The sequence below is a fragment of the Sulfurimonas sp. genome, from assembly GCF_029027405.1.
In the GTDB taxonomy this organism is placed as follows: Bacteria; Campylobacterota; Campylobacteria; order Campylobacterales; family Sulfurimonadaceae; genus Sulfurimonas.
The window spans coordinates 2,664,753-2,685,217 of the sequence record NZ_CP093396.1 but is presented as its reverse complement, the minus strand read 5'-3'; the positions used below and the strand labels follow the sequence as shown (position 1 = coordinate 2,685,217).

General features: G+C 30.7%; 27 protein-coding genes. 7 read left to right on the top strand and 20 right to left on the bottom strand.

Translation table 11 applies throughout. The features are described from left to right. Positions 1 to 8: 8 nt before the first annotated feature. Positions 9 to 389, bottom strand: coding sequence for a FixH family protein (locus tag MOV42_RS13215; RefSeq protein WP_324171634.1), 381 nt, complete (start codon positions 387 to 389; stop codon positions 9 to 11). Between the two features lie 306 nt (positions 390 to 695). On the opposite strand from MOV42_RS13215, the gene MOV42_RS13210 reads away from it, so the two are divergent. Continuing rightward, the gene (locus tag MOV42_RS13210) at positions 696 to 1,103 is read left to right on the top strand and encodes a hypothetical protein (RefSeq protein ID WP_324171633.1); all 408 of its coding nucleotides are present in this window, start codon (positions 696 to 698) and stop codon (positions 1,101 to 1,103) included. Here the strand turns inward: MOV42_RS13210 and MOV42_RS13205 are convergent. The 3 genes from MOV42_RS13205 to MOV42_RS13195 form a co-directional block, all read right to left on the bottom strand. Continuing rightward, entirely contained in the window at positions 1,100 to 1,240 is a 141-nt protein-coding gene (locus MOV42_RS13205; RefSeq protein ID WP_324171632.1) for a hypothetical protein, read from the bottom strand. The two genes, MOV42_RS13210 and MOV42_RS13205, sit on opposite strands and share 4 nt — an antisense overlap. Before the next feature lie 184 nt (positions 1,241 to 1,424). Next, entirely contained in the window at positions 1,425 to 2,405 is a 981-nt protein-coding gene (locus MOV42_RS13200; protein ID WP_324170753.1) for an IS5 family transposase, read from the bottom strand. Between the two features lie 94 nt (positions 2,406 to 2,499). Continuing rightward, positions 2,500 to 2,655: a hypothetical protein gene (locus MOV42_RS13195; protein ID WP_324171631.1), complete on the bottom strand. Its 156-nt coding sequence runs from the start codon at positions 2,653 to 2,655 to the stop codon at positions 2,500 to 2,502. A 213-nt stretch (positions 2,656 to 2,868) separates the two neighbouring features. Between MOV42_RS13195 and MOV42_RS13190 the strand changes: the two genes are divergently transcribed. Both MOV42_RS13190 and MOV42_RS13185 read left to right on the top strand, forming a co-directional pair. Continuing rightward, entirely contained in the window at positions 2,869 to 3,153 is a 285-nt protein-coding gene (locus MOV42_RS13190; RefSeq protein WP_324171630.1) for a hypothetical protein, read from the top strand. A 9-nt stretch (positions 3,154 to 3,162) separates the two neighbouring features. Next, complete coding sequence (locus tag MOV42_RS13185; RefSeq protein WP_324171629.1) at positions 3,163 to 3,297, top strand: alpha-amylase; 135 nt, start codon at positions 3,163 to 3,165, stop codon at positions 3,295 to 3,297. Positions 3,298 to 3,466: 169 nt separating this feature from the next. On the opposite strand, the gene MOV42_RS13180 is transcribed toward MOV42_RS13185, so the two are convergent. Both MOV42_RS13180 and MOV42_RS13175 read right to left on the bottom strand, forming a co-directional pair. Beyond that, positions 3,467 to 3,727, bottom strand: coding sequence for a hypothetical protein (locus MOV42_RS13180; protein WP_324171628.1), 261 nt, complete (start codon positions 3,725 to 3,727; stop codon positions 3,467 to 3,469). 138 nt (positions 3,728 to 3,865) lie between these two features. Continuing rightward, entirely contained in the window at positions 3,866 to 4,246 is a 381-nt protein-coding gene (locus MOV42_RS13175) for a hypothetical protein (protein WP_324171627.1), read from the bottom strand. 42 nt (positions 4,247 to 4,288) lie between these two features. On the opposite strand from MOV42_RS13175, the gene hrpB reads away from it, so the two are divergent. Continuing rightward, positions 4,289 to 6,799, top strand: a complete 2,511-nt coding sequence (gene hrpB, locus MOV42_RS13170; RefSeq protein WP_324171626.1) for an ATP-dependent helicase HrpB — start codon at positions 4,289 to 4,291, stop codon at positions 6,797 to 6,799. 2 nt (positions 6,800 to 6,801) lie between these two features. Here the strand turns inward: hrpB and MOV42_RS13165 are convergent, their stop codons facing one another. The 4 genes from MOV42_RS13165 to MOV42_RS13150 all read right to left on the bottom strand — a co-directional run bounded on the left by MOV42_RS13165 (position 6,802) and on the right by MOV42_RS13150 (position 8,884). Next, on the bottom strand, positions 6,802 to 7,326 hold the full coding sequence (locus MOV42_RS13165) for a 3'-5' exonuclease (protein ID WP_324171625.1): 525 nt from the start codon (positions 7,324 to 7,326) through the stop codon (positions 6,802 to 6,804). Then, positions 7,323 to 7,931 (bottom strand): DEAD/DEAH box helicase, encoded by a 609-nt coding sequence (locus tag MOV42_RS13160; protein ID WP_324171624.1) that lies wholly within the window; start codon positions 7,929 to 7,931, stop codon positions 7,323 to 7,325. Before MOV42_RS13160 ends, MOV42_RS13165 begins: the two co-directional genes overlap by 4 nt. A gap of 12 nt (positions 7,932 to 7,943) precedes the next feature. Next, positions 7,944 to 8,078, bottom strand: coding sequence for a hypothetical protein (locus tag MOV42_RS13155; RefSeq protein WP_324171623.1), 135 nt, complete (start codon positions 8,076 to 8,078; stop codon positions 7,944 to 7,946). A 188-nt stretch (positions 8,079 to 8,266) separates the two neighbouring features. Then, the gene (locus tag MOV42_RS13150; protein WP_324171622.1) at positions 8,267 to 8,884 is read right to left on the bottom strand and encodes a GDSL-type esterase/lipase family protein; all 618 of its coding nucleotides are present in this window, start codon (positions 8,882 to 8,884) and stop codon (positions 8,267 to 8,269) included. Positions 8,885 to 9,008: 124 nt separating this feature from the next. Here MOV42_RS13150 and MOV42_RS13145 point away from each other — a divergent pair, with 124 nt between their 5' ends. From MOV42_RS13145 to MOV42_RS13135, 3 genes are all read left to right on the top strand, one after another. Continuing rightward, the gene (locus MOV42_RS13145) at positions 9,009 to 9,317 is read left to right on the top strand and encodes a DUF1294 domain-containing protein (RefSeq protein ID WP_324171621.1); all 309 of its coding nucleotides are present in this window, start codon (positions 9,009 to 9,011) and stop codon (positions 9,315 to 9,317) included. Beyond that, complete coding sequence (locus MOV42_RS13140; protein WP_324171620.1) at positions 9,307 to 9,585, top strand: hypothetical protein; 279 nt, start codon at positions 9,307 to 9,309, stop codon at positions 9,583 to 9,585. Before MOV42_RS13145 ends, MOV42_RS13140 begins: the two co-directional genes overlap by 11 nt. 78 nt (positions 9,586 to 9,663) lie before the next feature. Then, complete coding sequence (locus tag MOV42_RS13135; RefSeq protein ID WP_324171619.1) at positions 9,664 to 10,446, top strand: NYN domain-containing protein; 783 nt, start codon at positions 9,664 to 9,666, stop codon at positions 10,444 to 10,446. Between the two features lie 15 nt (positions 10,447 to 10,461). Here MOV42_RS13135 and MOV42_RS13130 read toward each other — a convergent pair whose 3' ends face one another. The 10 genes from MOV42_RS13130 to MOV42_RS13085 all read right to left on the bottom strand — a co-directional run bounded on the left by MOV42_RS13130 (position 10,462) and on the right by MOV42_RS13085 (position 20,444). Further along, the gene (locus MOV42_RS13130; protein WP_324171618.1) at positions 10,462 to 11,187 is read right to left on the bottom strand and encodes a GGDEF domain-containing protein; all 726 of its coding nucleotides are present in this window, start codon (positions 11,185 to 11,187) and stop codon (positions 10,462 to 10,464) included. Positions 11,188 to 11,229: 42 nt separating this feature from the next. Continuing rightward, positions 11,230 to 12,204: a lytic murein transglycosylase gene (locus MOV42_RS13125; RefSeq protein ID WP_324171617.1), complete on the bottom strand. Its 975-nt coding sequence runs from the start codon at positions 12,202 to 12,204 to the stop codon at positions 11,230 to 11,232. After that, entirely contained in the window at positions 12,201 to 12,854 is a 654-nt protein-coding gene (murU, locus tag MOV42_RS13120) for an N-acetylmuramate alpha-1-phosphate uridylyltransferase MurU (protein ID WP_324171616.1), read from the bottom strand. Before murU ends, MOV42_RS13125 begins: the two co-directional genes overlap by 4 nt. Next, on the bottom strand, positions 12,851 to 13,789 hold the full coding sequence (locus tag MOV42_RS13115) for an aminoglycoside phosphotransferase family protein (protein WP_324171615.1): 939 nt from the start codon (positions 13,787 to 13,789) through the stop codon (positions 12,851 to 12,853). Before MOV42_RS13115 ends, murU begins: the two co-directional genes overlap by 4 nt. A 1-nt stretch (position 13,790) precedes the next feature. Then, positions 13,791 to 14,855, bottom strand: coding sequence for a DNA cytosine methyltransferase (locus MOV42_RS13110; protein WP_324171614.1), 1,065 nt, complete (start codon positions 14,853 to 14,855; stop codon positions 13,791 to 13,793). Beyond that, complete coding sequence (locus tag MOV42_RS13105) at positions 14,855 to 15,673, bottom strand: NgoPII family restriction endonuclease (protein WP_324171613.1); 819 nt, start codon at positions 15,671 to 15,673, stop codon at positions 14,855 to 14,857. Before MOV42_RS13105 ends, MOV42_RS13110 begins: the two co-directional genes overlap by 1 nt. 83 nt (positions 15,674 to 15,756) lie before the next feature. After that, positions 15,757 to 16,833: an anhydro-N-acetylmuramic acid kinase gene (locus MOV42_RS13100; RefSeq protein WP_324171612.1), complete on the bottom strand. Its 1,077-nt coding sequence runs from the start codon at positions 16,831 to 16,833 to the stop codon at positions 15,757 to 15,759. After that, complete coding sequence (locus MOV42_RS13095) at positions 16,826 to 18,295, bottom strand: sodium:solute symporter (protein WP_324171611.1); 1,470 nt, start codon at positions 18,293 to 18,295, stop codon at positions 16,826 to 16,828. Before MOV42_RS13095 ends, MOV42_RS13100 begins: the two co-directional genes overlap by 8 nt. Then, positions 18,295 to 19,971, bottom strand: coding sequence for a glycoside hydrolase family 3 N-terminal domain-containing protein (locus MOV42_RS13090; RefSeq protein ID WP_324171610.1), 1,677 nt, complete (start codon positions 19,969 to 19,971; stop codon positions 18,295 to 18,297). Before MOV42_RS13090 ends, MOV42_RS13095 begins: the two co-directional genes overlap by 1 nt. Continuing rightward, positions 19,968 to 20,444, bottom strand: a complete 477-nt coding sequence (locus MOV42_RS13085; RefSeq protein WP_324171609.1) for a hypothetical protein — start codon at positions 20,442 to 20,444, stop codon at positions 19,968 to 19,970. The genes MOV42_RS13090 and MOV42_RS13085 overlap by 4 nt, the downstream gene beginning before the upstream one ends. Positions 20,445 to 20,465: the final 21 nt, after the last annotated feature.

Below are 20,465 nucleotides of genomic sequence, written 5' to 3'. Positions count from 1 at the left end.
TTAAATCCTTAGATGTTTATAGAAGTTTTTGCTCTTATTTTTTTGCCAGTTTTTGGAGTTATAAAAATATGTACTTGCCAAGTTCCGCTCATAGCAAGGTTTACATCTGCTGTATATTTACCATTGCCCATATTTTTAGCATCTGCTATACTTTCCATATATGGCATACTTGGCATCGCTGGCATAAAGACTTTAATACTAACACTTGAACCCGCAAACTTTTCTCCTGCAACACTAATATTTATAGTATTGTTTCCAGTAGTTAAAGGTTTCTGTGAACTTATTACAACTTTTGTTGCTCTTGTTTTTACCTGTTTTTCAAATGCCGCTGCTTGAAGTAAGCTAGCTCCTAAAATTGCAATTATAAATATTTTTGCTATTGTTTTCATTGTAAATCCTTTGTTTAGATAAAAGAATTATATAGATAGTTTGTGAGAGGTTTGTGAGGGGATTTAATTTTTTAATGACAGTTATTTTCTGACATAAATATAAATTTGAATTAATTAAAAATATTTCAGGCTTAAAAGTACGGTATAGTAGGAGTAAGCAAAGGTTTATCGGGGACATTCCAATTTGCCAATATATCAAAGTTAGATGCAGAGGATAAAGAGAAGATTAGGAAATCACTTTTGGCGTATTGTAAACTTGATACTTTGGCTATGGTTGAAGTTTTAAAAAAATTAAAAGGGATATAGATGAGTGAAGAAAATAAATATACATTGGACATTGAATGTCCACATTGTTTTGAAGACAATAAGATCAATTTATCAAAAGAAATCAAATGTAAACATTGTGAAAAGCCTTTAATTGGTGAAAAATATAAGAAACAACTTATCACTGCTTTTACAGCTATACTACTAGGAAGTGGTATGGGAATAACTGCAGATGCATATTTAAATATAAATAGAGCTTCTGTCAAAATAGAATATAAAATGATGAAGACTTGTATAGCATATAAAGGAAATTTTAAAAGAGTTAGAGACAATTGTGCTTGTACAGTTGAATCAATGCTGGGTGTTATAGATGCACAAAAAGCAAGACTTTACGGTGAGAATAGACTTTACAGTTTATTAGATGAAAAATATGAAGAGTGCACAGACTAATCGTACCAATGTTCTGGGCGTTCGTCATCTAATAGTTCTTGAACAAAATAATCTTCATTCAAGAACTTATAAAACTCTTCTAGTTCAAGTAATGTAGATTCTCTTCTAGTTTTTGTAATGTCTTTTCTTTTTTTCATTTTTTTCAATTTATCATAAATTTTAATATAATCGAACCCTCTGAACAAGCCAGATGATTCTTCTTTATACTAATATTCTATCATTTTAAAAATTCTCTTTCAATTTTGAAGTGAGTTTCTGTCTTGTTTTTCTATATTTCTACTATTTATTAGCATGTTAGAACCTTATTTTGTTCCTTTTGTATCAGTTCCTAGCCCTTACCAGTGCAGGTGTCCGTCTCAGATTATAACAAGCAGCCAACATAAAAAAGTGTTGTTGATTTTTCTCTATTCCCCGATATCTGGTTTTTCTGAAGTTCATATGTTGTTTTATAAATGCGAATGGTAATTCCACGAGACATCTTATCTTTGAGAATCTTGTATTATTTCTTGATTGTTTAGGTCTTAGTTTCGATTGACCTCTTACTCGTCTTTCAACTATACCAGCAAAAATACCTTTTGCTCTTAGTGCCACTTTTCTTGCCTTTTGCATATAGCCACTATCTGCGAATATTGCTTTATTTTCATCTTCTGTCAGCTTATCAAACTGTGTACTATCGTGTGTTGATGCAGTTGTAGCTATTACTTTTTTGATGATACCGTTTGTATCAGTTGCTATATGCATCTTTAATCCATGATGTTTACGACCTCTTTTTGAAGTATAGGTTGCATCAGAATCATGGGCTTTATTTGAAATAACTTTACCCTTGTCATCTTTTTTTCTCTTTGGTTCGCTTGAGTGGATGAGAGTAGCGTCTATAAGAGTTCCCTCATTGAGTATAAGTCTTTTAGATTCCATCATCTTTTTTACTTCTTCAAATATATCACCAAGTATCTCTTCTTTGATAAGCTTGTTTCTAAATTTACAAATAGTTGTTTCATCTGGAATAGTATCTTCATCTCTTATATCAAGAAACTTTCTGAAGCTTATACGGTCATGTATAAGCTCTTCGGTCATTGGGTCTGACAATCCATACCAGTTTTGTAAAAAAAGTGAGCCTACTAATATCTTTGATGGAATAGATGGTCTTCCTGTCTTACCTTTGTTGGGTTTGTATACATTTTTCTCTATAAGTATCTTCTCAATAGCTTCAAATGGAATAATCTCTTTCATCTCATTTAAAAACTTCATACTCTTCTTACCACCTTGGTATTTCATGGCATGGTCAAAAAAACTTAGTTGCATATTTATCCCTCAAACTTGGCTTCTTAGTATATTTATTTTAGCTAATTATTGGTTTGAGGGAGGTTAAGTTAAATTGCTTGATTGTTCAGAGGGTTCAATCATTATTTTCACTAGAATCACTATGTTTTTCATAATACTTTGCAAAACCTGAAAGTGTGTTTGACTCTAGTTTATTGCTAGTTTCTATCTCTCTTTCAAATATTTCCCAGAGTTCTAAATATTTTTCTGAATTTGTTTTAACTGTCCCCATTATAGTTTATATACTCTTTTTATCGATTTATTAAAATAATTTAATAAGTCAAAAGGAGTATACCATGTATAAAAATATTTATTGCAGTAATCACCCAGATTGGGTAGATGACAGAGGTTTAGGAGATGAAGATTGGGTTGATGAGAGATGGGGTTAGTTTTATGGAAACCATAGTTGAAGTAAACATGTTAGAAATAGAACTAACTAAAAAATATGTTTATTAAGATAGATGCTAAGGATGTAGCTTATAGTGAAGATGCTGGAAAAAGTATGCAGTTTTTAGAAAGCTCTTACTATCTAAATCTCAATCAATTAATTAAGATTGAATTTAAAGATTGTCTTATAGATAAGAGAGTTGTAAAGAACAGTATTAGATTAGAGCATCTAATTAAACTATATGTTTTAGTAGAAGAAGGTGTTTGGAACTTCATGACTTTGTATTTTACAAAAAGTAATTACAAAGAGTTTCAAAGAATTAAAAAAATAGTTAAAAAATAAGGAAAAATCATGTCAAATCACAATGGAGATATCAAGAATTCAAATAAAGGCACAAAGGGTACAAATAAAACTTATGATAAAAATCAAGGCAACAGAGGTACTCAAATGGACAAAAAAAATACAAAAGGTTCAAAGAGTAAATAATGGCTTCCATGCCAAATATAACGGGAAAGATTGGATTATTAGGTGGGATACTGAGAGATATTGGTATTCCAAAAACAGAGTTTATAAACTCTTTAAGATAAAAGGAAAAGCACTATTGACACACTTCGTGTAGATGTAATGTTAGCATCTACGAGGTATGTTTATAGTTTTAATGAGTTCTAATTTTACCTCTTTTATAGTCCTGATTATAATTTTTTCTTGTCCAATCTGCGTTTATTGTGGCTTTTGGCTTCTCTCGAGCATCCATGAATTTTTTAGAACCACTCTTCACAGATTCTACTTTAGCTTTTGGAACTTTTGCTGCAATAGCATTTTTCATATCTTGTGCATTAAGAGCCGTAGAACCAATATTTAAAAATACAATTGTTCCAAGCAATATGGTTGATAATTTTATATAATGAGAGTGCATATCGTATCCTTTTTGGTCTCTTTTAATAATCCTATCACTACATTATTTATTTAATAGTATTGTTTTGGAAGTAATTGATAATATTAATATTTAAAAATATCTTCAAATTCAGGGTTTAATTTGTGTCATTAGGTTTATCTAAAGAGGTAGAGGTTTTCCATCATCAAATATTTCACGCTTAATAACTTCACCATGTTCATTATAAGTTATCTTTTCACCGTGTAATTTTCCATTTTCATAAGATTTAGTACTTTTAACTGTACCATCATTTTTAGAGATAAAGTACTTTGTTTCTAACCCATGTCGCTTGTCATCTACGAAGTAATCTAGCTTTGATAAAACACCTTTCTCAGTATAATATTTAACTTTTTTAACTCCATCATTTAAATAACTTAACTCTTTTACATAGGCATCTTTAGCATTATAAAAAAGTTTTGTTACAAATGTTTCACCATCTTGATAAGTTTCGGTTTCTATATTTCCACTTTGATATTTTTTTATTTTTTGGTTTTCTTTCATGATAGTCCTTAATGAAGCGAATTGTATCATATATAAAGTATAATGTCAGATATGATAAACCTACCTATACATGAAGTCTTACAAGATTTAAAAAGCTCACTGCAAACTAACTCCACACTTATTTTAGAAGCTCCTCCAGGTGCGGGGAAAAGTACGGTTGTACCTATCTCTTTGCTAGATGGTAAAACAATCATCATGTTAGAGCCTCGTCGTGTTGCTGCTCGTATGGTTGCTACACAGATGGCAAAACTTCTTGGAGAAGAGCTTGGACAAAGTGTTGGTTATCAGGTTAAAATGGATAGCGTATATACAAAAGACACAAAGATTTTAGTTGTTACAGAAGCCATTTTAGTTCGTAAACTTCAAGCTAATCAAACTTTAGACAATGTTGCTATGATTATTTTCGATGAGTTTCATGAGAGAAGTATTCACACAGATTTATCTCTAGCACTATCTTTACAAGTTCAAGAACTTCTGCGTGATGATTTAAAAATACTCATAATGTCTGCTACTCTAAACTCAAAAGAAATCTCCTCTTTACTAGGTAGTATTCCCGTTATTACTTCAAAAGGTAAGATGTACGAAGTCCAAAATATATATCTTGACATCAAAACTTCGCAACCAGATGCGAGGTTCTTAAACAGCTTACTACTAAACACAACACTTAAAGCTTTAAAAGAAAATGATGGAGATATTTTAGTTTTTTTAGCAGGAGTTAAAGAGATAAAAAACTTACAAAATTCTCTTTGTAACTCCTGCGCATCTAAGGATATTTTAGTATTACCGCTCTACTCTTCACTACCAAAAAAAGAACAAGACAGAGCAATAAACAAATCTTCAAAAAGAAAGATTATTTTAAGTACAAATATCGCTCAAACATCTCTTACCATAGAGGGTGTAAAAGTAGTCATAGATTCTGGACTAGAAAAACAATCACGATATAACTACTCAAATGCTATGAATCATTTAGATTTAACTTTTATCTCAAAAGATGCGGCTATTCAAAGAGCTGGTCGAGCTGGAAGACTCTCTAATGGAACATGCTACAGACTTTGGCATGAGTCAAAAATACTACAACAATCTACAAAGCCTGAAATACTACGAGCAGATTTATCTTCACTCATTTTAGATTTAGCTTTATGGGGAGTTGATGAGTTTGATGAGTTAAAATTTCTTGATATTCCAAACCAAAACATCATAGAAGAATCTAAAAAGGTTTTAAAAGAGCTAGAGATGCTTGATGACTCTTTTAAGATAACACCTTTTGGAGTAGACGCACTTAGTTTAGGCTTGCATCCAAGGTTTGCATATATGATTTTAAAAGCTACTAACTTAGGCTTTGCATACGAAGCTTGTCTTTTAGCATCTCTCTTAAGTGAAAAAGATATATTTAAAAACTCATCTAAAGATAGCGATATATCATCAAGGTTTACGCATCTAATAGAGAAAGATTTTGATAGCATCTATATAAATAGGTTTAAAGCTAAAGAGGTTATATCTGGGGCTGAGTTTTTTTATAAAAAATTGAAAAGCATTAAAAAAGTTCCGAAGAAAAACTCTTCATTTAATCTAGAGTTACTTAGCGTACTACTTCTTTTTGCATACCCTGATAGACTAGCTCGTCAAAGAGTAAAGAATGATAACAAATATATACTAAGTAATGCAAAGGGAGCTTTGCTTCATGTTGAAGACTCTTTGTTTAACCAAGAGTTTTTAGTGGTAGCAAATCTTCATGCACATGATAAAGACTCAGTGATAAACCTAGCTCTTAGTATAGAGATGGCTAAGATACAAGAGTATTTTTCTTCTTTAATTCTAAAGCAAGAGTCCATAAGCTACAACAAAGAACTTAAAAAGTTTGACATAAGAGAGAATACTTACTTTTTACAACTACTACTTCATTCCAAACCAAGTCCATCTTTTGCCAAGCATAACTTTAAAAAACTACTTTTAGCGCTTGTTAAAAAAGAAGGTTTAGAAATTTTAACTTGGAGTAAAAAAGCTACAAAACTAAAAAATAGAGTGAACTTCTTAAATCATCATCAAGAGTTTATAGACTTTAGCGATGACACTCTACTTAACACACTTAATGTGTGGTTAAAACCTTATCTATCAGGGGTAACAACTATAAAAGCGTTAGAAGCATTAGATGTCTACAATATGCTCTTATCCCTTCTTCCATGGGACAAACAACAACTCCTAGATGCAAAAGCCCCGCCAAGTGTAAAAGTTCCAAGTGGCTCAAATATTCACATAGATTATTCTGATTATGAAAAACCATCTATGAGTGTAAAAATACAAGAAGTTTTTGGACTGCATGAAACTCCAAAAGTACTTAACAATACTCTATCATTACAAGTGCATCTACTAACCCCAGCGATGACTCCGATGCAAATAACTTATGACTTAAAAAGTTTCTGGGAGAACTCTTACGCCGAGGTCAGAAAAGAGGTAAGGGGTAAATATAAAAGACACTATTGGCCAGAGAATCCTTTTGAAGCTGTTGCTACAAGTCGGACTAAAAAACATATGATGAAGAATTTACAAGAATAAATTTAAAGTTTAAAATCCATCATATTTAAAATTTCCAAAGTTTTAGTCACATCATATATAGCACTATGGTATTGTTCATCATCAAACTCAATGTTATAATATGCACAAGTCTCAATGAGTTTTGGATTTTTTAGATTGCCTTTAATATTAGTAGCTTTAACAATTTTTTTATTCTCTTTCATGGTACAAAAATGATGCTCAAACGAGAGTAAATCTCCGATATGTCTTACCTCAAACGATATATTGTGAGCAACTAGAGTTTTAGTGTTTTTACAAAAGTCTATAAAGTCTGCATCGTCTTCAAAATACTCTTCATAATCTACATCTTTTCTTAATCTCACCAGTCTATCTGGAGAGAGTTTATGTACAGCAAGAGCATGAGGATTTACTTCATACTCTGAAAAATAATAGCGATGAAAAGTGTCTAAGATTTTATACTCATTTTCTATAAGTTCTACACGAAAAGCGGCTACTTCTATTACATCATGAATATTTGCCGAGTTTGTCTCAAAGTCTAAAATTATCATTTATTTTTACGGTGACGAGGTTTCTTCTTTTTCTCTTTAATTTTGTGAATTATTTTATCTTCAGTTGTTGGTACAAAACCCTCAAGAATCTCTTGTGAAATTTCATTTTTTAATCTTATCTCGATTGTAGCGAGATAGCCCTCTTCTTCAGGAGAAACAAAAGAGATAGACTCTCCTACCTCATCCACCAACAAAAGACGGCTAAAATAATCTTCATGCTCAGATGGAAGATCGTAATTTATAATAGTTTCTATATGATTTAGTTCTAAAGACTGTAAGATTTTGTCAGTAGTTATAAAAATATTTATACTACCTGCATTAAATTCTTGCGCCCCTTTTTCAAGTTGCTCTTTTCTATGATTGCCATGTATTACAGTGGCATCTATATCTTTTGAGTTTAGATAAACACAAAGTTCATCTGCTCTACGCTTACTTTTTACAACAACTACACTTTGCTTTTTCTCATTACTTTTAAGATACAACTCAAACATAGCATCTTTATCTTGCTGTTCAGACAAATATACTACTTGTTTTGTGCGTTTACCAACATTTACATTATCATAATACTTTTTTATACTATGCTTTTTAGTTGTTTCTTCTAACATGAAGTTGATTCCTTAGTCTGATTGGATTTCTTCTTCTTGTTTTTCATCACTCTTTTGAGCTAATTTTTTCTTACGCTTTTCTTCTTTTTTTTTCTCTTTTTCTATCTCACGAGCCCGTTTTTCATAACTGTAATTTGTTTTAGCCATTTCTTATTTTAACCTTGTGCTTTTTTTGCTTTTTTTTCAAGGCGTTTTTCTTTTAAACTTTTAACCGATTTTGTCTTAACTGATTTTTGTGCATTTTGACCTTTTGCCATAATATTTCCTTTTATTTAAACTTATTGTCATGTAGTCTTGGATACATTATATAGAACTTACACTTAAAGACAGCGTTTTTATATTTTTAACTTCAACACTTCAATAAAAGCATCAGCCATCTTTTCATAACCTTTTTCATTTGGATGCACATAGTCACTTTTAAGAGAACGGTTTAATTCTATATGTGTTAGAACTTCATCCTCGAGCAATATATCAGTTTCATCCGCCACTTCACCGTAAATGTCATGTGTAGAAAAACTAAAAAGAGAAAAGTCAGGAACACCAACTAGCAGTACTTTTGCACCAGAGTTTTGAATAAGCCTTACCATTGCAAGTAGATTGCTTTTTAACTCTTCTGATGATAGTTTATTGAGTATATCATTACCTCCATGACAAAGTATCACTAAGTCTGGTTTATGTTTTAGCAATTTTGGTAAACGAGCCAATCCTTCATAGGAGAACTCTCCATCTACCCCAGCATTTATAACTTTTAAACCTGTTTTTCTCTCCATATATTTTGGATAACTAAACTCGTACCCTGCTCCAAAACCATTAGTAAGACTATCTCCAAATGCCAGTATCACACTATCCTCCTTCAATACTACACCATTGATATCGTTGCTATTTTTTTGATATACAATTACTAATACAAGACTAAAAAATAAAGCTAATAATATAAATGACATCCTACTCATCTGATAAAAATCCTCTTTTTTTAGAAGCATTATACTTAAAAACAGTTATTGGCACATCATTTGCTAACTTTACCTATATTCTTGGCAAAAGGAATAAAAATGATGCTACTAAAGGGCAAAACTATTGGTACATATTGATTTTACTCTTACTTACTTTGAAGTCTATCTACTGTGTAGTAATTTACTAGCATCTTTACTTTATGGATATGATAAATTACTCGCACTAAATCATTCTAAAATAATATCAAGAATCTCTGAAAACAAACTATTGTTTACTACTCTAATCGGGGGAACAGTTGGTGCCATACTCTCTATGTTTATATTTAGACATAAAATAAGAAAACCATCTTTTATGATAAAGTTTAGTCTTGTAGTTATAATACAGTTAGGTGTAATTTTTTTATATATCAAAGGGATTTTTAGTGGATTATGAATTTGAAGAAGATGAGGAACCAACTTGGCTTGTAAAACAAAGAGAAGATGCACTACTAACTGAAAAATCTTATGCGAAAAATGAAAAAATTGTTTATAAAACAGGTGACCAAGTTGGTAACTTCTTATTTGTAAGATATAACAAATTTAAAAATAGAGCTACATTTGAGTGTCAAGAGTGTGGAAGAAAATTCACATACAACATCTACTCAATAAAAAATAAAAAACGATGCAAATGGTATAAATTTCATGATAAGAAGTTTAAATAACAAAAAATATATTATCTGCTATACTCTTTAAAACTGTATCAACAACTGAAATTATTTGGAAATAAACTAGGAAACAAAATGAAAAAACAACAAAATAATATAGCAATGTTTATAGATTGCGATAATGTAAGTTCAAAATACATAGAAAGTATATTTGATGATTTATCTCAGTATGGAACTGTAAATATCAGAAGAGCTTACGGAGATTGGAAAGACAAAAAACTTCACGGCTGGGAAAATATTTTACAAGATTATAATATTAAACCCATTCAACAGTTTGCTTATACAAAAGGTAAAAATGCAACAGATATCGCTATGATAATTGATATTATGGATATTCTATACACTAAAGAACTTGAAGCAGTTGTTTTGATAACTAGCGATAGTGATTTTACTCCTATTGTCACAAGAATATTATCTGATGGATTAACTGTCTATGGCTATGGAGAATCTAAAACGCCGATGGCATTTGTAAATGCATGTTCTCAATTCATATATGTTGAAAAACTAAGTGTTTTAGAAGATGATGAAACTATTGAAGATATTTTTAAAGACAAGAAACACCCCGCTGTTACTGAAGCCGTCACAAAATATGCTGGAAACAACTATAATATACGAAAAGACTATAAACTGATAAATATACTTAAACAAGGTGTTGAAAGAACATCAGATGAACAAGGATGGGCAGATGTTAAAGATATGTCTATGTATATAAGAAAAAACTCTTCCTTTTCCCAAGTTAATTATGGTTTTAAAAAAATGGGCGACCTTATAAAAGCACTAGATTTATTTGATATGGAATATCTAGGAGATAGAAAAACTCAACTAATGATAAAAACGCGAGAGAAGTGGCATAAGTAACCTCTCGTAGACAATTTAAAATAGGGACTGTGCAAAAAGATGAGTAACCTTATTTCTACCAGATTCTTTACTTTTGTATAAGTTCTTATCTACTCTGATAAGCAGTTCTTTGAAATTTTCTTTGTATTTTAATTGAGAAACACCAAAACTTGCAGTTAATTTAATGTTATTTATATACATATGTTTTTCTATTTTAGCTCTAAATCTTTCTGCTAAATTAGCTGCGTCTTTTAAATCACAATCAGGACATATTAAAATAAATTCTTCTCCACCCCATCTAATAAGAGAGTCTTTATTTCTTATATCATCAATTACCAATTGTGTTACCTCTTGTAATACAGAGTCTCCGACATCATGTCCATATGTATCATTGATTTCTTTAAAATGGTCAAGGTCATACATAATTAATGAAGAGTTATAGGTTGATGATTTTATATATTCTATTTCATTTAAAATATACTCCGTGCCTTTTCGTCTATTAGTTATTCCAATTAGAGAATCAGTATTAGCATGTTTTAAAAGTTGCTTTATTGTAAAAAATCGTCGAACGATAAATAACAGCATATAAAAAGAAGTAAATGCTAAGGTAAGAATTAATTCATCTAGTTCTAAATCTTCATGTTTTCTTGTAAAGGCATATATCATTTCACTAACATCGAACAACAATAAAGTAATAGCTGTTAAAATAATTAGCAAAGCTAAAATAATAATATCTAAGGGTAATTTAGTTCTATATTTCATAGATAGTATTATATAACATTAAATCTTATAAAAAAATGTTTATTATTTTCTGTCGAGTTTCTTGTTGGAATCATAAGCTAATCTCATTACACCAATAGCGTAATTTGAAGAATTGTTGTAACGCATAATTTTTTTTGTGTATTCTTTAAAATAGATTAAATTTTCTTTATCACAAGTAAAACATTCATACTTTTTTCCATGTTTATTTTCAGAGTATACGAGCGATGCATTATCATTATTAGCTTCAAATTTATACCAAGATAATTCTAGTTTTTTTATATCTGGCATTTTATTCCACTCTATAAGTTTAGAATAAGCAGCCTTTTTATGAAGAAATCTACTAGCTGAAATGATGGCATCTTCCATCTTTGTTAAATCAGCCACTTTGTTTTTATACCCTTTGGTATATATAAAACTATTTGGCATAAACTGAGGGATACCAACTGCTCCCGCGTAAGAACTTGGCAAGTTACATTGTTCAGGTGTTACACCTTTTTTATAACAATGTTTAATGATTGAAATCATATTTGTTTTGCCCATTTTAAGAAGCCATTTTTCGCGTTTTGTTTTAGCTTTTGTTCTTACAACTATGGTATTAAAAACTATAAAAGCATCATGAGTTGGTTTGATTTGTCCAAGTTTAGTTTCTTTCATAAGTATAGATGCAATGATTTCACGGTTTACTCCATATGTTTTTTCACTATAATCATAAACTTCTTTGTACTTTTTTAGATGTTTTACTATCTTTGAAATATGATTCACTAAAACTTTATTTGCTTTTCGCTCATTGTTCTTAAATTTAGTTATATGGCGAGGTTGCAGGTACTTCCAGCTAATCTCATCATACTTTTGTGTTTTAAAATACGATAGTAAAAATTCGTTTGCGTATTTATATGAAACGCCTCTCTTTACCGCTTTGTTACAAATATCTTCATAATCTTTGTTTTGAAAGTCACAGTTTGTATATTTTGCATTTAACATAGATGCTAAGAGTAAAAGTAGTACTGTTTTCTTCATCTGTTTATATTTTCCAGTCGCTGGGGTGTTCCTATATCGTGCCACATATTATTGTAAATTTCTCCGCTGATTTTTTGTTTTTGTATTGCTTTTTTTAAGATTGGTGCTAAAGCAGTTTTTTCATTAGCAATATTTTTAAAAAGTTTAGGCGAATAATACCCAATACCTGAAAATGTATAGTTAACCTCATCGATATTTGTGACAAAATCATCTCTTAAACCAAAATCTCCATCTTTATTATGTTCTGGATTTGGTACTAAAATAAGATGAGCCAACTTGTCTTTCAAGTCAAAATCTCCATCAAAATCATAATCACAAAAAACATCTCCATTGACAACCAAAAAAGTATCATCATCAAAAAAAGGCAGTGCTTTTTTTATTCCACCAGCGCTCTCTAGCGCTCCTTCTCTTTGCTCATCAGAGTAAATAATATTTAAACCCCATTTCGAGCCATCTCCAAGAAGCTCAGGTATTTTAAAACCTAAATGAGCTATATTTATTACAACATCTTTAAAGCCTAAACGCGATAATTTCTCTAGATGCCAGACAACTAAAGGTTTGCCTTTTACCTCAAGTAGAGGTTTTGGTAGAGTGTCTGTAAGTGGTCGCATTCTCTCTCCACGACCAGCACATAATATCATCGCTTTCATTGAACTTCTTTTAGCAATTTTGCTAATTCTTTTGTTTCGCTGTAAAGATTTGCTGTGTCGATAGTGTATTTTAAAGTAAGCGGAATATCTTTTAAATAGCCATCTTTTTTATCACGAAGATAGAGTCTGCTAAAGATGCCAAGAACTTTTATGTGTCTTTGTAAACCCATAAAATCAAACCATTTTATAAAAGTTTCATCATCAATATCTAAGCCTTTTTTATCTCGAAACTCTAAAACAAGTTTTAAAATATCTTCTCTTTCGTAAGAGATATAACAATCTTTTAAAAGTGAAACCAAATCATAAGTAATAGCTCCACTCATAGCATCTTGATAATCAATAACACCGATTTCATTTTGTGAAGTTATCATAATGTTTCGTGAGTGAAAATCTCTATGAACAAAAACATCTTGAGGTTGAGAAAGAACAACATCACTAATGGCATCTAGACACATTTGTATAAGTTCTATTTGAGATTCATTTAAAACAAGAGCAAGATTTTTTTCTAAATACCACTCTTTCATTAAGTCCATTTCAAAGTGTAAAAAAGCTTTGTCATAAAGAGGCAAGTCTTTTGTACCTGCTTTTTGCATTGTTATGATTGTGTCTATCGCTTGTAAATACAACTCTTTAAAGTTCTTAGCATCTAGAACATTTAAGTAGTGAGTATTTCCAAAATCTTCTATAATTAAAAAGCCATTTTCTAAATTTTTTTTTAGTATCTTAGGTGCATGAAGTCCAACTTCTAAAAGTCTTGAAGTAATGTCTATAAAAGGAGTAAGTGAATCTTTTTCTAAAGAAGAATCCATAAATAAAACTGTTTTATCATCTAAGGATAACCTGTAATATTTTCTAAAACTAGCATCTGCAGATGCCACACTGATTTCATAGTTTTTATATGAAGTAGTTTTTAACCACTCTTTTATTTTATCCAATTTAAAGTGATGCAATTTGAGTTTCAAAAGATTCTTTTTTTTCATAGGTTATAGAATTTTTTATTATTAATTTATTCAATTGGAGTTCATTCAAATCTTCAATTATTTTTTTAGCTAAAAAATATGCTAAATTTGGGGGAACAGCATTTCCTACCATCTTATAACCAGCTGTTAAATTATTATAGTAAAACTTGTGAGTATCTGGGAAAGTTTGTATTCTCGCACATTCTCTTACACTTAATCTTCTATATAGCTGTTCATGTTTTGGCACAAAAATTCTTTTATTCTGCTCAACAAACTGCATCTTTGGAGCTTGTGGATGAAGTGGTGCATGTCTTCCACCTGCTTGAATTGTAAAAGAAGGTTCATCCCAACTTCTCACTCTATTTCTTGACATAAACATTGAAGAAAACCCACCAATCATATATTCATGATTGTCTATTTTGCATTCATCGCTATTTGTGTAGTTTTTATCTTTAGCTGATAAAACATTATTTTTTAAGTCATCAATTACATCTTTTAAAAATCTTTTTTTTTCGAATTCTTTTGGAAATTGAAATGTTATATTTAAGTCTTTTCTAAAACCAATAAAAAAAATTCTTTTTCTTGTCTGTGGTACATTATAATCATGAGCATTTAAAAGTTTAAATGATAAACTATATCCACTATTTATAAAATGATTTTTGATATTTTCTAATGCATCTTTATGTTTGGGAGCTAACATACCTGATACATTTTCTGCTAAAAAAAATAGAGGTTTTTTATCTTTTAAAACGCGAATAAATTCAAAGAAGAGTTGACCTCTATCATCATCTATTCCTCTTGATTTTCCTGCTTCACTCCAGCTTTGACAAGGCGGTCCACCAATAAGTCCTAATGTTTCAGGTATTTCATCTGATGGTATTTTTGAAATACTTCTTCTATCTAAAGTTGTCTTTGGAAAGTTTTTTTCAAATGTTTCCCAAATTTCTTTATCATATTCATTTGCCCAAGTAGTTTTAAAACCTGCTTTTTCAAATCCTAAATCTAATCCTCCTGCTCCAGAAAATAAAGAAATAATATTCATTATGTCACCCTAAAAACTAAAAGTTTTATATTCATGGTATCTGCTGCATTATTTGGGTCTGAAATAATTTCATCTGTAGTAACTATTGTTTCAATACTTTCAATTGCAGTCCTATCTTCTATGGGAAAACTATTATATTTATCAATAGGAATAATTGCAATTAAATTAAATACTTCATTCGTCTGTTCATACAAGTCATCAAAAACCTTACTTGGATGTTTAATAACCCACATTCCCCTAATTCTTAAATATGTAATATCTAAAGAATCAATATTAATACTCAAGTCATCTATTTGATCTAATGATTGTTTAATTCTTGTTTCTATTGCTTGATAGATATTTTCATTTGCAGCATAACAAGTTCCATAAACAAACCATAAAGATTTTAATTGTTTAGTATCTTTAGGAATATGCCCCATTGTGTATATGATATCTTTTTCAGTCCAATTTCCATTATCACTATTTTTACATCTATCACTAATTCTAGGGTTAGTTGAATATAATTTAGGTTTAGGTTGAGAACTATTAAATTGCAAAGTGCCTACAGTTTCTGTTTTTTTTATCTCTATAGCGTCACTATTAGTTAATATAATATCAGGAGGACTATTTGTAGCTCCAATATATGAAAAAGTTTGTCTTAAATTTGATTTTTGTCTTCTTATATTTGTTTCTTGAAAATTATTGGCAAAAGCTTTTTTAATGTAAGCCTCAAGTCCTTCACCCATATTGTTTGCTCTATTGTTCCCATGTGTTATATTCGCTACATTAACTTGATAGTTATTTACAATATTTATAAAGGCTTTTAATATATTAGACATAAAATTCCTAAAGTTAAATTATTATTATATTTTATCTAATTATTAGTTTTGCTTTGATAAATATGACAAAATTATAGATAATTTTATTCATAAATTCCACCTAAAATTGAGTCTTTTGTAGCTCCAGTTACACTTGATAACTTTACAACTTCTCCATGAACTCTCTTATAAGCAAACCATGCAAAAGCCATGGACTCCATGAACTCACTACTAACACCTGCCGCATCGCTAGATGCTACTTCTATTTTGCATAACTCTTGAAGTCGTTGCATTAAAAAACTGTTTTTAACTCCACCACCGCAAATTATAAGAGATTTAATCTTGTTCTCTTTGACATCATTCGCAATGGACTTAGCAGTTAGTTCTAGAAGTGTTCTTTGTATATCTTCATCTTTTGTAGTTTGAAACATAGGTAAATGATTTGCAAGCCAGGTATCATTAAAATACTCTCGACCTGTACTTTTTGGAGGAATTTGTTTGAAGTAATCATCGTTAATCATAGCATCTAAAAGGTCAGCATCTACGCTTCCACTTTTTGCAAACTCTCCATCTTTATCAAAGGGAACATTTTTGCATTTTTGTATCCACATATCCATCAAAACATTTCCGCAACCTGTATCCCAACCTCTTAAGTTCTCACCTAAGATAGTTATATTTGCCATACCGCCAATGTTTAAAACAGCACTGTTTTTTTCTTTGAATATAAACTGATGAAAAGCAGGAGTAAAAGGAGCGCCTTGCCCTCCATTTGCCATATCCATTCTTCTAAAATCTGCAACAACTTTTATATTTGTTTGAGAACTCACAACATTTGGACAACCAAGTTGCATAGAAAAAGGGTTATCTCCATTTGGCTTATGCCAAAGTGTTTGACCATGTAGACCGATGGCATCTATACTCTTAGCATCTATGCTTTGTTTTTGTACAAAAGTGTTTATGGCATCTGCAAATAAATGACCAAGTTTATTATCAAGTACACCGACTTGATCTAAAGTAGTTGAGCCATTTATAATGCTTAAAATTTCCTCTTTAAGTTCTACGTCAAAAGGAAATTCAAGAGATGAAATCAACTTACAAGTGGAGTCATCTATCTCACAAAGACTAAGATCAACTCCGTCCAAACTGGTTCCACTCATAACACCGATATATAACTCACTCATTACTATCTCCTAACTGCATAATACTAAAAGCAACAATCGTCCCAATAACTATCTGCCATGAAAATCCAATAGATATCCCGAATGTATATGGTTGAAGAGCTAGAACGCTTAAAAAACCACCGACAAGTGCAAACGGAACTAGTGTAGCATTTCCTCTCTTTGTAAATATAGCCGAGAAGAAAACTCCTAAAAGCCCAGTATATGCAAATGCCATAACACCAAGAGCAAAACTTATTAAAGATAGGTCGCTATATTTTTGCCAAAAGTAACTCACTATTGCCATGCCTGATAGAACAATCGCAAAAAATACAACAGCTAATCTTGATACCATTACAAAGTGCATCTCATCAACCTTATCTCTTTTGGTTTTCCAAGGTCTATATAAATCCTCAACTGCAACAGAAGCCATAGCTCCTAAAACAGAGTTTGTAGATGAAAGAGCTGCTGCAATTGCTCCAACAGTTACTAAACCACGAAGTCCATCTGGCATCTCATTTAAGATGTAGTACATAAAAATGGTTATATTTTCTCCGTTGAAATTTTGCTCTATTGTAGTGTTTTGGTAAAAAACAAAGAGTAGGGCACCAATGCTTAAAAAAAGTAAAACTACGGGAATAGTTAGTAGTATAGAAAGTATTAGAGATTTTGCTGCTTCTTGTTTGTTTTTACAAGAGAGAACTCTTTGTGTCATATCTTGGTCAAGTCCAAAAGCGGCAATATTTAAAAGTAACCAACCAGTTAAAAGTCCGATAACACTAAACTTTCCATCTAAAGAAGTGTCTATAAAACGAAGTTTATTTGACTCATTGAGAGTGCTTAAAATATCTATGCCTTCAAGAGAGTAGTATAAAAATACAAGCACTACAACACCAGCTCCAACATAAGTAACTGCCTGAATGATATCACTAAGAATAATAGACTTTATACCGCCAAAATATGCGTAAGATAAAGCACCAAGTATTAAGATGCCAATAGATGCTAATAGATGCCAAAATGAAATATCGCCAAATAAAATCATAGAAATAGCTAATGCACCGATGTAAAGTCTGGCTCCACTTGCCATGACTCTACCAATCAAAAACATTATTCCCGCTTGTTTTTTAGCTTTTTCTCCGTATCTTGATTCAAGAAGTTCATAAACGGTAATGGCTCTTATGGCGTAAAATTTTGGTATCAAAACAAAAGCCACAAATATAACTCCAAGTAAAGCAGAAAAGTAAAAACCAATGAAGGTAAAATCATATTTGAAAGAAAATTCAGGGCCACCTAAAAAGGTAGCTGCGGATTGTGAGGTAGCAAGAACTGAGATAGCAACGCCAAACATTGGCATTGAAGAAGCACTTACAAAATACTCTCTTGAACTCTTTATTTTAATGCGAGAAAACATAAATGAGCTTATGGCTAAAAGGAGAAAGTAAGCTATAAATACAAACCAATCAACAGATGAAAAACTACTGTGCATTATGGCTTTTTAAGTCCTAAATATTTTACTTCTCTTCTAATAATTTTCATAAATCTTTTACCAGGATCTACTTTTTTAGTTCTGTAGTTCTCATCTTTTTCTAACCAAAGAGGAGTTTTTTGCATTTTTTCGTACTCGTAGTGACCTAGAAGATATTTTATACTTGGATATTTTATCTTTAGATATTCAATAAGTCTTACATTAGCTATTCTTTGAGCCTTTGTTAAGTCATCTTTTTTATTGTCTTTTCCACCTACATTTTCTATGCCAATAGAAGAGTAATTTAAACCTATAACATGTCTTGCCATCCAGTTATCAGGCATTAGTTGTGTTATGGCTCCATTTCTTTCAACTAAAAAGTGAGCTGAAACATTTAATGCTCCTGCTTTTGCAATGTCGCCTCTGTCGCTATAAAGTGTTTCTCCTTTAAGTCGTTTGAAACAGTCCTCATATTTCATAACCGCAGTCCAGTGAAGAACTATAGCTTTGGGTTTTATTTTTATGTTTTTGACTTTTAATCCATAGTGCTGTTTTATATAATCTTTAGTCAATTTAATTCGCTTAGGAGTAAAACTTATAGGACGGTGTTTTATCGAGTTTTTAGTAAGTAAATATTCTATCCTTTTGTTTGACTCTATTATTCTCTTATATGAAATTTTGCCTCTTTTTACTTGAGAGTAAATCACTTTTACCAATTCATCTGCAGTGTTATTTGAAAGTTGGTTTCCAAAAAGTAAAATATCCACACCAGAGTTTATAGCGAGTGTCACGCTTTGTCTTAGTGAGTAGTGTTTTGTTATGGCTTTCATTTGTAAGTCATCACTAATAATGACGCCTTTGTATCCCATCTCTTTGCGAAGTAGATTTGTATTAACCTTATATGAAAGTGTCGCTGGATATTTTTTATCTAAATGTGAGTTAAAAACATGGGCAGTCATTATCATATCTACATCATTTGATTTTATGAGATTTTTATATGGTTGTAACTCTTTTTTACTCCAAGTTTTTGAAATATCTACAAAGCCTTTATGCGAGTCATCAAGGGAAGAACCATGACCAGGAAAATGTTTTAAAACACTTATAATATTTTGTCTTCTTTGAGCATCTATGAGAACTCTTGCATATTTAGTTACTTTTTTGCTTGACTTTCCATAAGAGCGTTCAAGTCCAACTATAACTTTGTTATCTGGGTTTACTTCCAAATCAACAACAGGAGCAAAGTTCGTATTTATTCCAGCTTCTTTTAACATTTTAGCTTGATCATTATAAAATTCTTTTGCATCGCTAAAATCCATATATGTTATCTCTTTTGCAGATGGGAATCTATCAAACCCATAGTAGTGTTTAAGTCTTGCTACATTGCCGCCTTCTTGATCAACGGAGATCAAAAGAGGTTTAAGAGAGTATTTTTTTAACTGAGTTGTTAACTCTTGGAGTTGCTGTGGCGAATCTATATTTTTTGTAATACTTCTTTTTTTATAATGTTTGTCAAACAAAATAACTCCGCCTAATTCATACTTTCTTATATCTTTTACTATTTGAGTCTCGTTTGTTACTGTTTGATTTTCAAACCCTATGACAAGCATACGACCTATCATTTTTTTTAGTTTTTTATTTGACACTGGAGCAGCGTTAAGAGCCGACAAACTAAGTAAAAGTATTAAAAAAAATTTCAATTATTATCCTTGTAAAAGATTATTCTATTTATATCATCTATTGTATTAAATATAAGTTTTTTTGTTATCTCTTTTGTTACCATGTGTGGTTCAAAATAATCAGAAACAACTTTAAAAATATATTTATTATTAATTTTTTTAGTAGCATCTATAAAACCAGAAGATTCCATATCTACAAGAGTGTAGATGCCACTATCGCTAATAGGTTTATCAACACAGGTCAAATTTTCTTTGAAACCATCTATTAGCTGTCCAATCTCATAGTTTTTATTTGCAGCACAAATACCGACATTAATGATGATGTCTTCTTTAGTCATTTTTTTTGCAATTATTTTTGTGGTATTAAACATATTCTCTTTTCCAATACCACTTATTATAATAGTAATTTTACTATTGTATTTTGATTTAGAAAGTTTGTATTTATCTACAAAAGCTTGAGCCTCTGGTTTTAAAGCACAGATGATATATAACATGTTACAATTATACAAAATTAT

What these genes read in the sequence shown, in the direction of transcription:
- MOV42_RS13165 (WP_324171625.1), bottom strand. Translation starts at nt 7,326, where the DNA reads ATGATAATTTTAGACTTTGAGACAAACTCGGCAAATATTCATGATGTA.
- MOV42_RS13180 (WP_324171628.1), bottom strand. Translation starts at nt 3,727, where the DNA reads ATGCACTCTCATTATATAAAATTATCAACCATATTGCTTGGAACAATT.
- murU (WP_324171616.1), bottom strand. Translation starts at nt 12,854, where the DNA reads ATGAAAGCGATGATATTATGTGCTGGTCGTGGAGAGAGAATGCGACCA.
- MOV42_RS13185 (WP_324171629.1), top strand. Translation starts at nt 3,163, where the DNA reads ATGTCAAATCACAATGGAGATATCAAGAATTCAAATAAAGGCACAAAG.
- MOV42_RS13175 (WP_324171627.1), bottom strand. Translation starts at nt 4,246, where the DNA reads ATGAAAGAAAACCAAAAAATAAAAAAATATCAAAGTGGAAATATAGAA.
- MOV42_RS13210 (WP_324171633.1), top strand. Translation starts at nt 696, where the DNA reads ATGAGTGAAGAAAATAAATATACATTGGACATTGAATGTCCACATTGT.
- MOV42_RS13195 (WP_324171631.1), bottom strand. Translation starts at nt 2,655, where the DNA reads ATGGGGACAGTTAAAACAAATTCAGAAAAATATTTAGAACTCTGGGAA.
- MOV42_RS13110 (WP_324171614.1), bottom strand. Translation starts at nt 14,855, where the DNA reads ATGAATATTATTTCTTTATTTTCTGGAGCAGGAGGATTAGATTTAGGA.
- MOV42_RS13150 (WP_324171622.1), bottom strand. Translation starts at nt 8,884, where the DNA reads ATGAGTAGGATGTCATTTATATTATTAGCTTTATTTTTTAGTCTTGTA.
- MOV42_RS13160 (WP_324171624.1), bottom strand. Translation starts at nt 7,931, where the DNA reads ATGTTAGAAGAAACAACTAAAAAGCATAGTATAAAAAAGTATTATGAT.
- MOV42_RS13105 (WP_324171613.1), bottom strand. Translation starts at nt 15,673, where the DNA reads ATGTCTAATATATTAAAAGCCTTTATAAATATTGTAAATAACTATCAA.
- MOV42_RS13130 (WP_324171618.1), bottom strand. Translation starts at nt 11,187, where the DNA reads ATGAAATATAGAACTAAATTACCCTTAGATATTATTATTTTAGCTTTG.
- MOV42_RS13085 (WP_324171609.1), bottom strand. Translation starts at nt 20,444, where the DNA reads ATGTTATATATCATCTGTGCTTTAAAACCAGAGGCTCAAGCTTTTGTA.
- MOV42_RS13215 (WP_324171634.1), bottom strand. Translation starts at nt 389, where the DNA reads ATGAAAACAATAGCAAAAATATTTATAATTGCAATTTTAGGAGCTAGC.
- MOV42_RS13095 (WP_324171611.1), bottom strand. Translation starts at nt 18,295, where the DNA reads ATGCACAGTAGTTTTTCATCTGTTGATTGGTTTGTATTTATAGCTTAC.
- MOV42_RS13205 (WP_324171632.1), bottom strand. Translation starts at nt 1,240, where the DNA reads ATGAAAAAAAGAAAAGACATTACAAAAACTAGAAGAGAATCTACATTA.
- MOV42_RS13200 (WP_324170753.1), bottom strand. Translation starts at nt 2,405, where the DNA reads ATGCAACTAAGTTTTTTTGACCATGCCATGAAATACCAAGGTGGTAAG.
- hrpB (WP_324171626.1), top strand. Translation starts at nt 4,289, where the DNA reads ATGTCAGATATGATAAACCTACCTATACATGAAGTCTTACAAGATTTA.
- MOV42_RS13155 (WP_324171623.1), bottom strand. Translation starts at nt 8,078, where the DNA reads ATGGCTAAAACAAATTACAGTTATGAAAAACGGGCTCGTGAGATAGAA.
- MOV42_RS13190 (WP_324171630.1), top strand. Translation starts at nt 2,869, where the DNA reads ATGTTTATTAAGATAGATGCTAAGGATGTAGCTTATAGTGAAGATGCT.
- MOV42_RS13100 (WP_324171612.1), bottom strand. Translation starts at nt 16,833, where the DNA reads ATGAGTGAGTTATATATCGGTGTTATGAGTGGAACCAGTTTGGACGGA.
- MOV42_RS13135 (WP_324171619.1), top strand. Translation starts at nt 9,664, where the DNA reads ATGAAAAAACAACAAAATAATATAGCAATGTTTATAGATTGCGATAAT.
- MOV42_RS13125 (WP_324171617.1), bottom strand. Translation starts at nt 12,204, where the DNA reads ATGAAGAAAACAGTACTACTTTTACTCTTAGCATCTATGTTAAATGCA.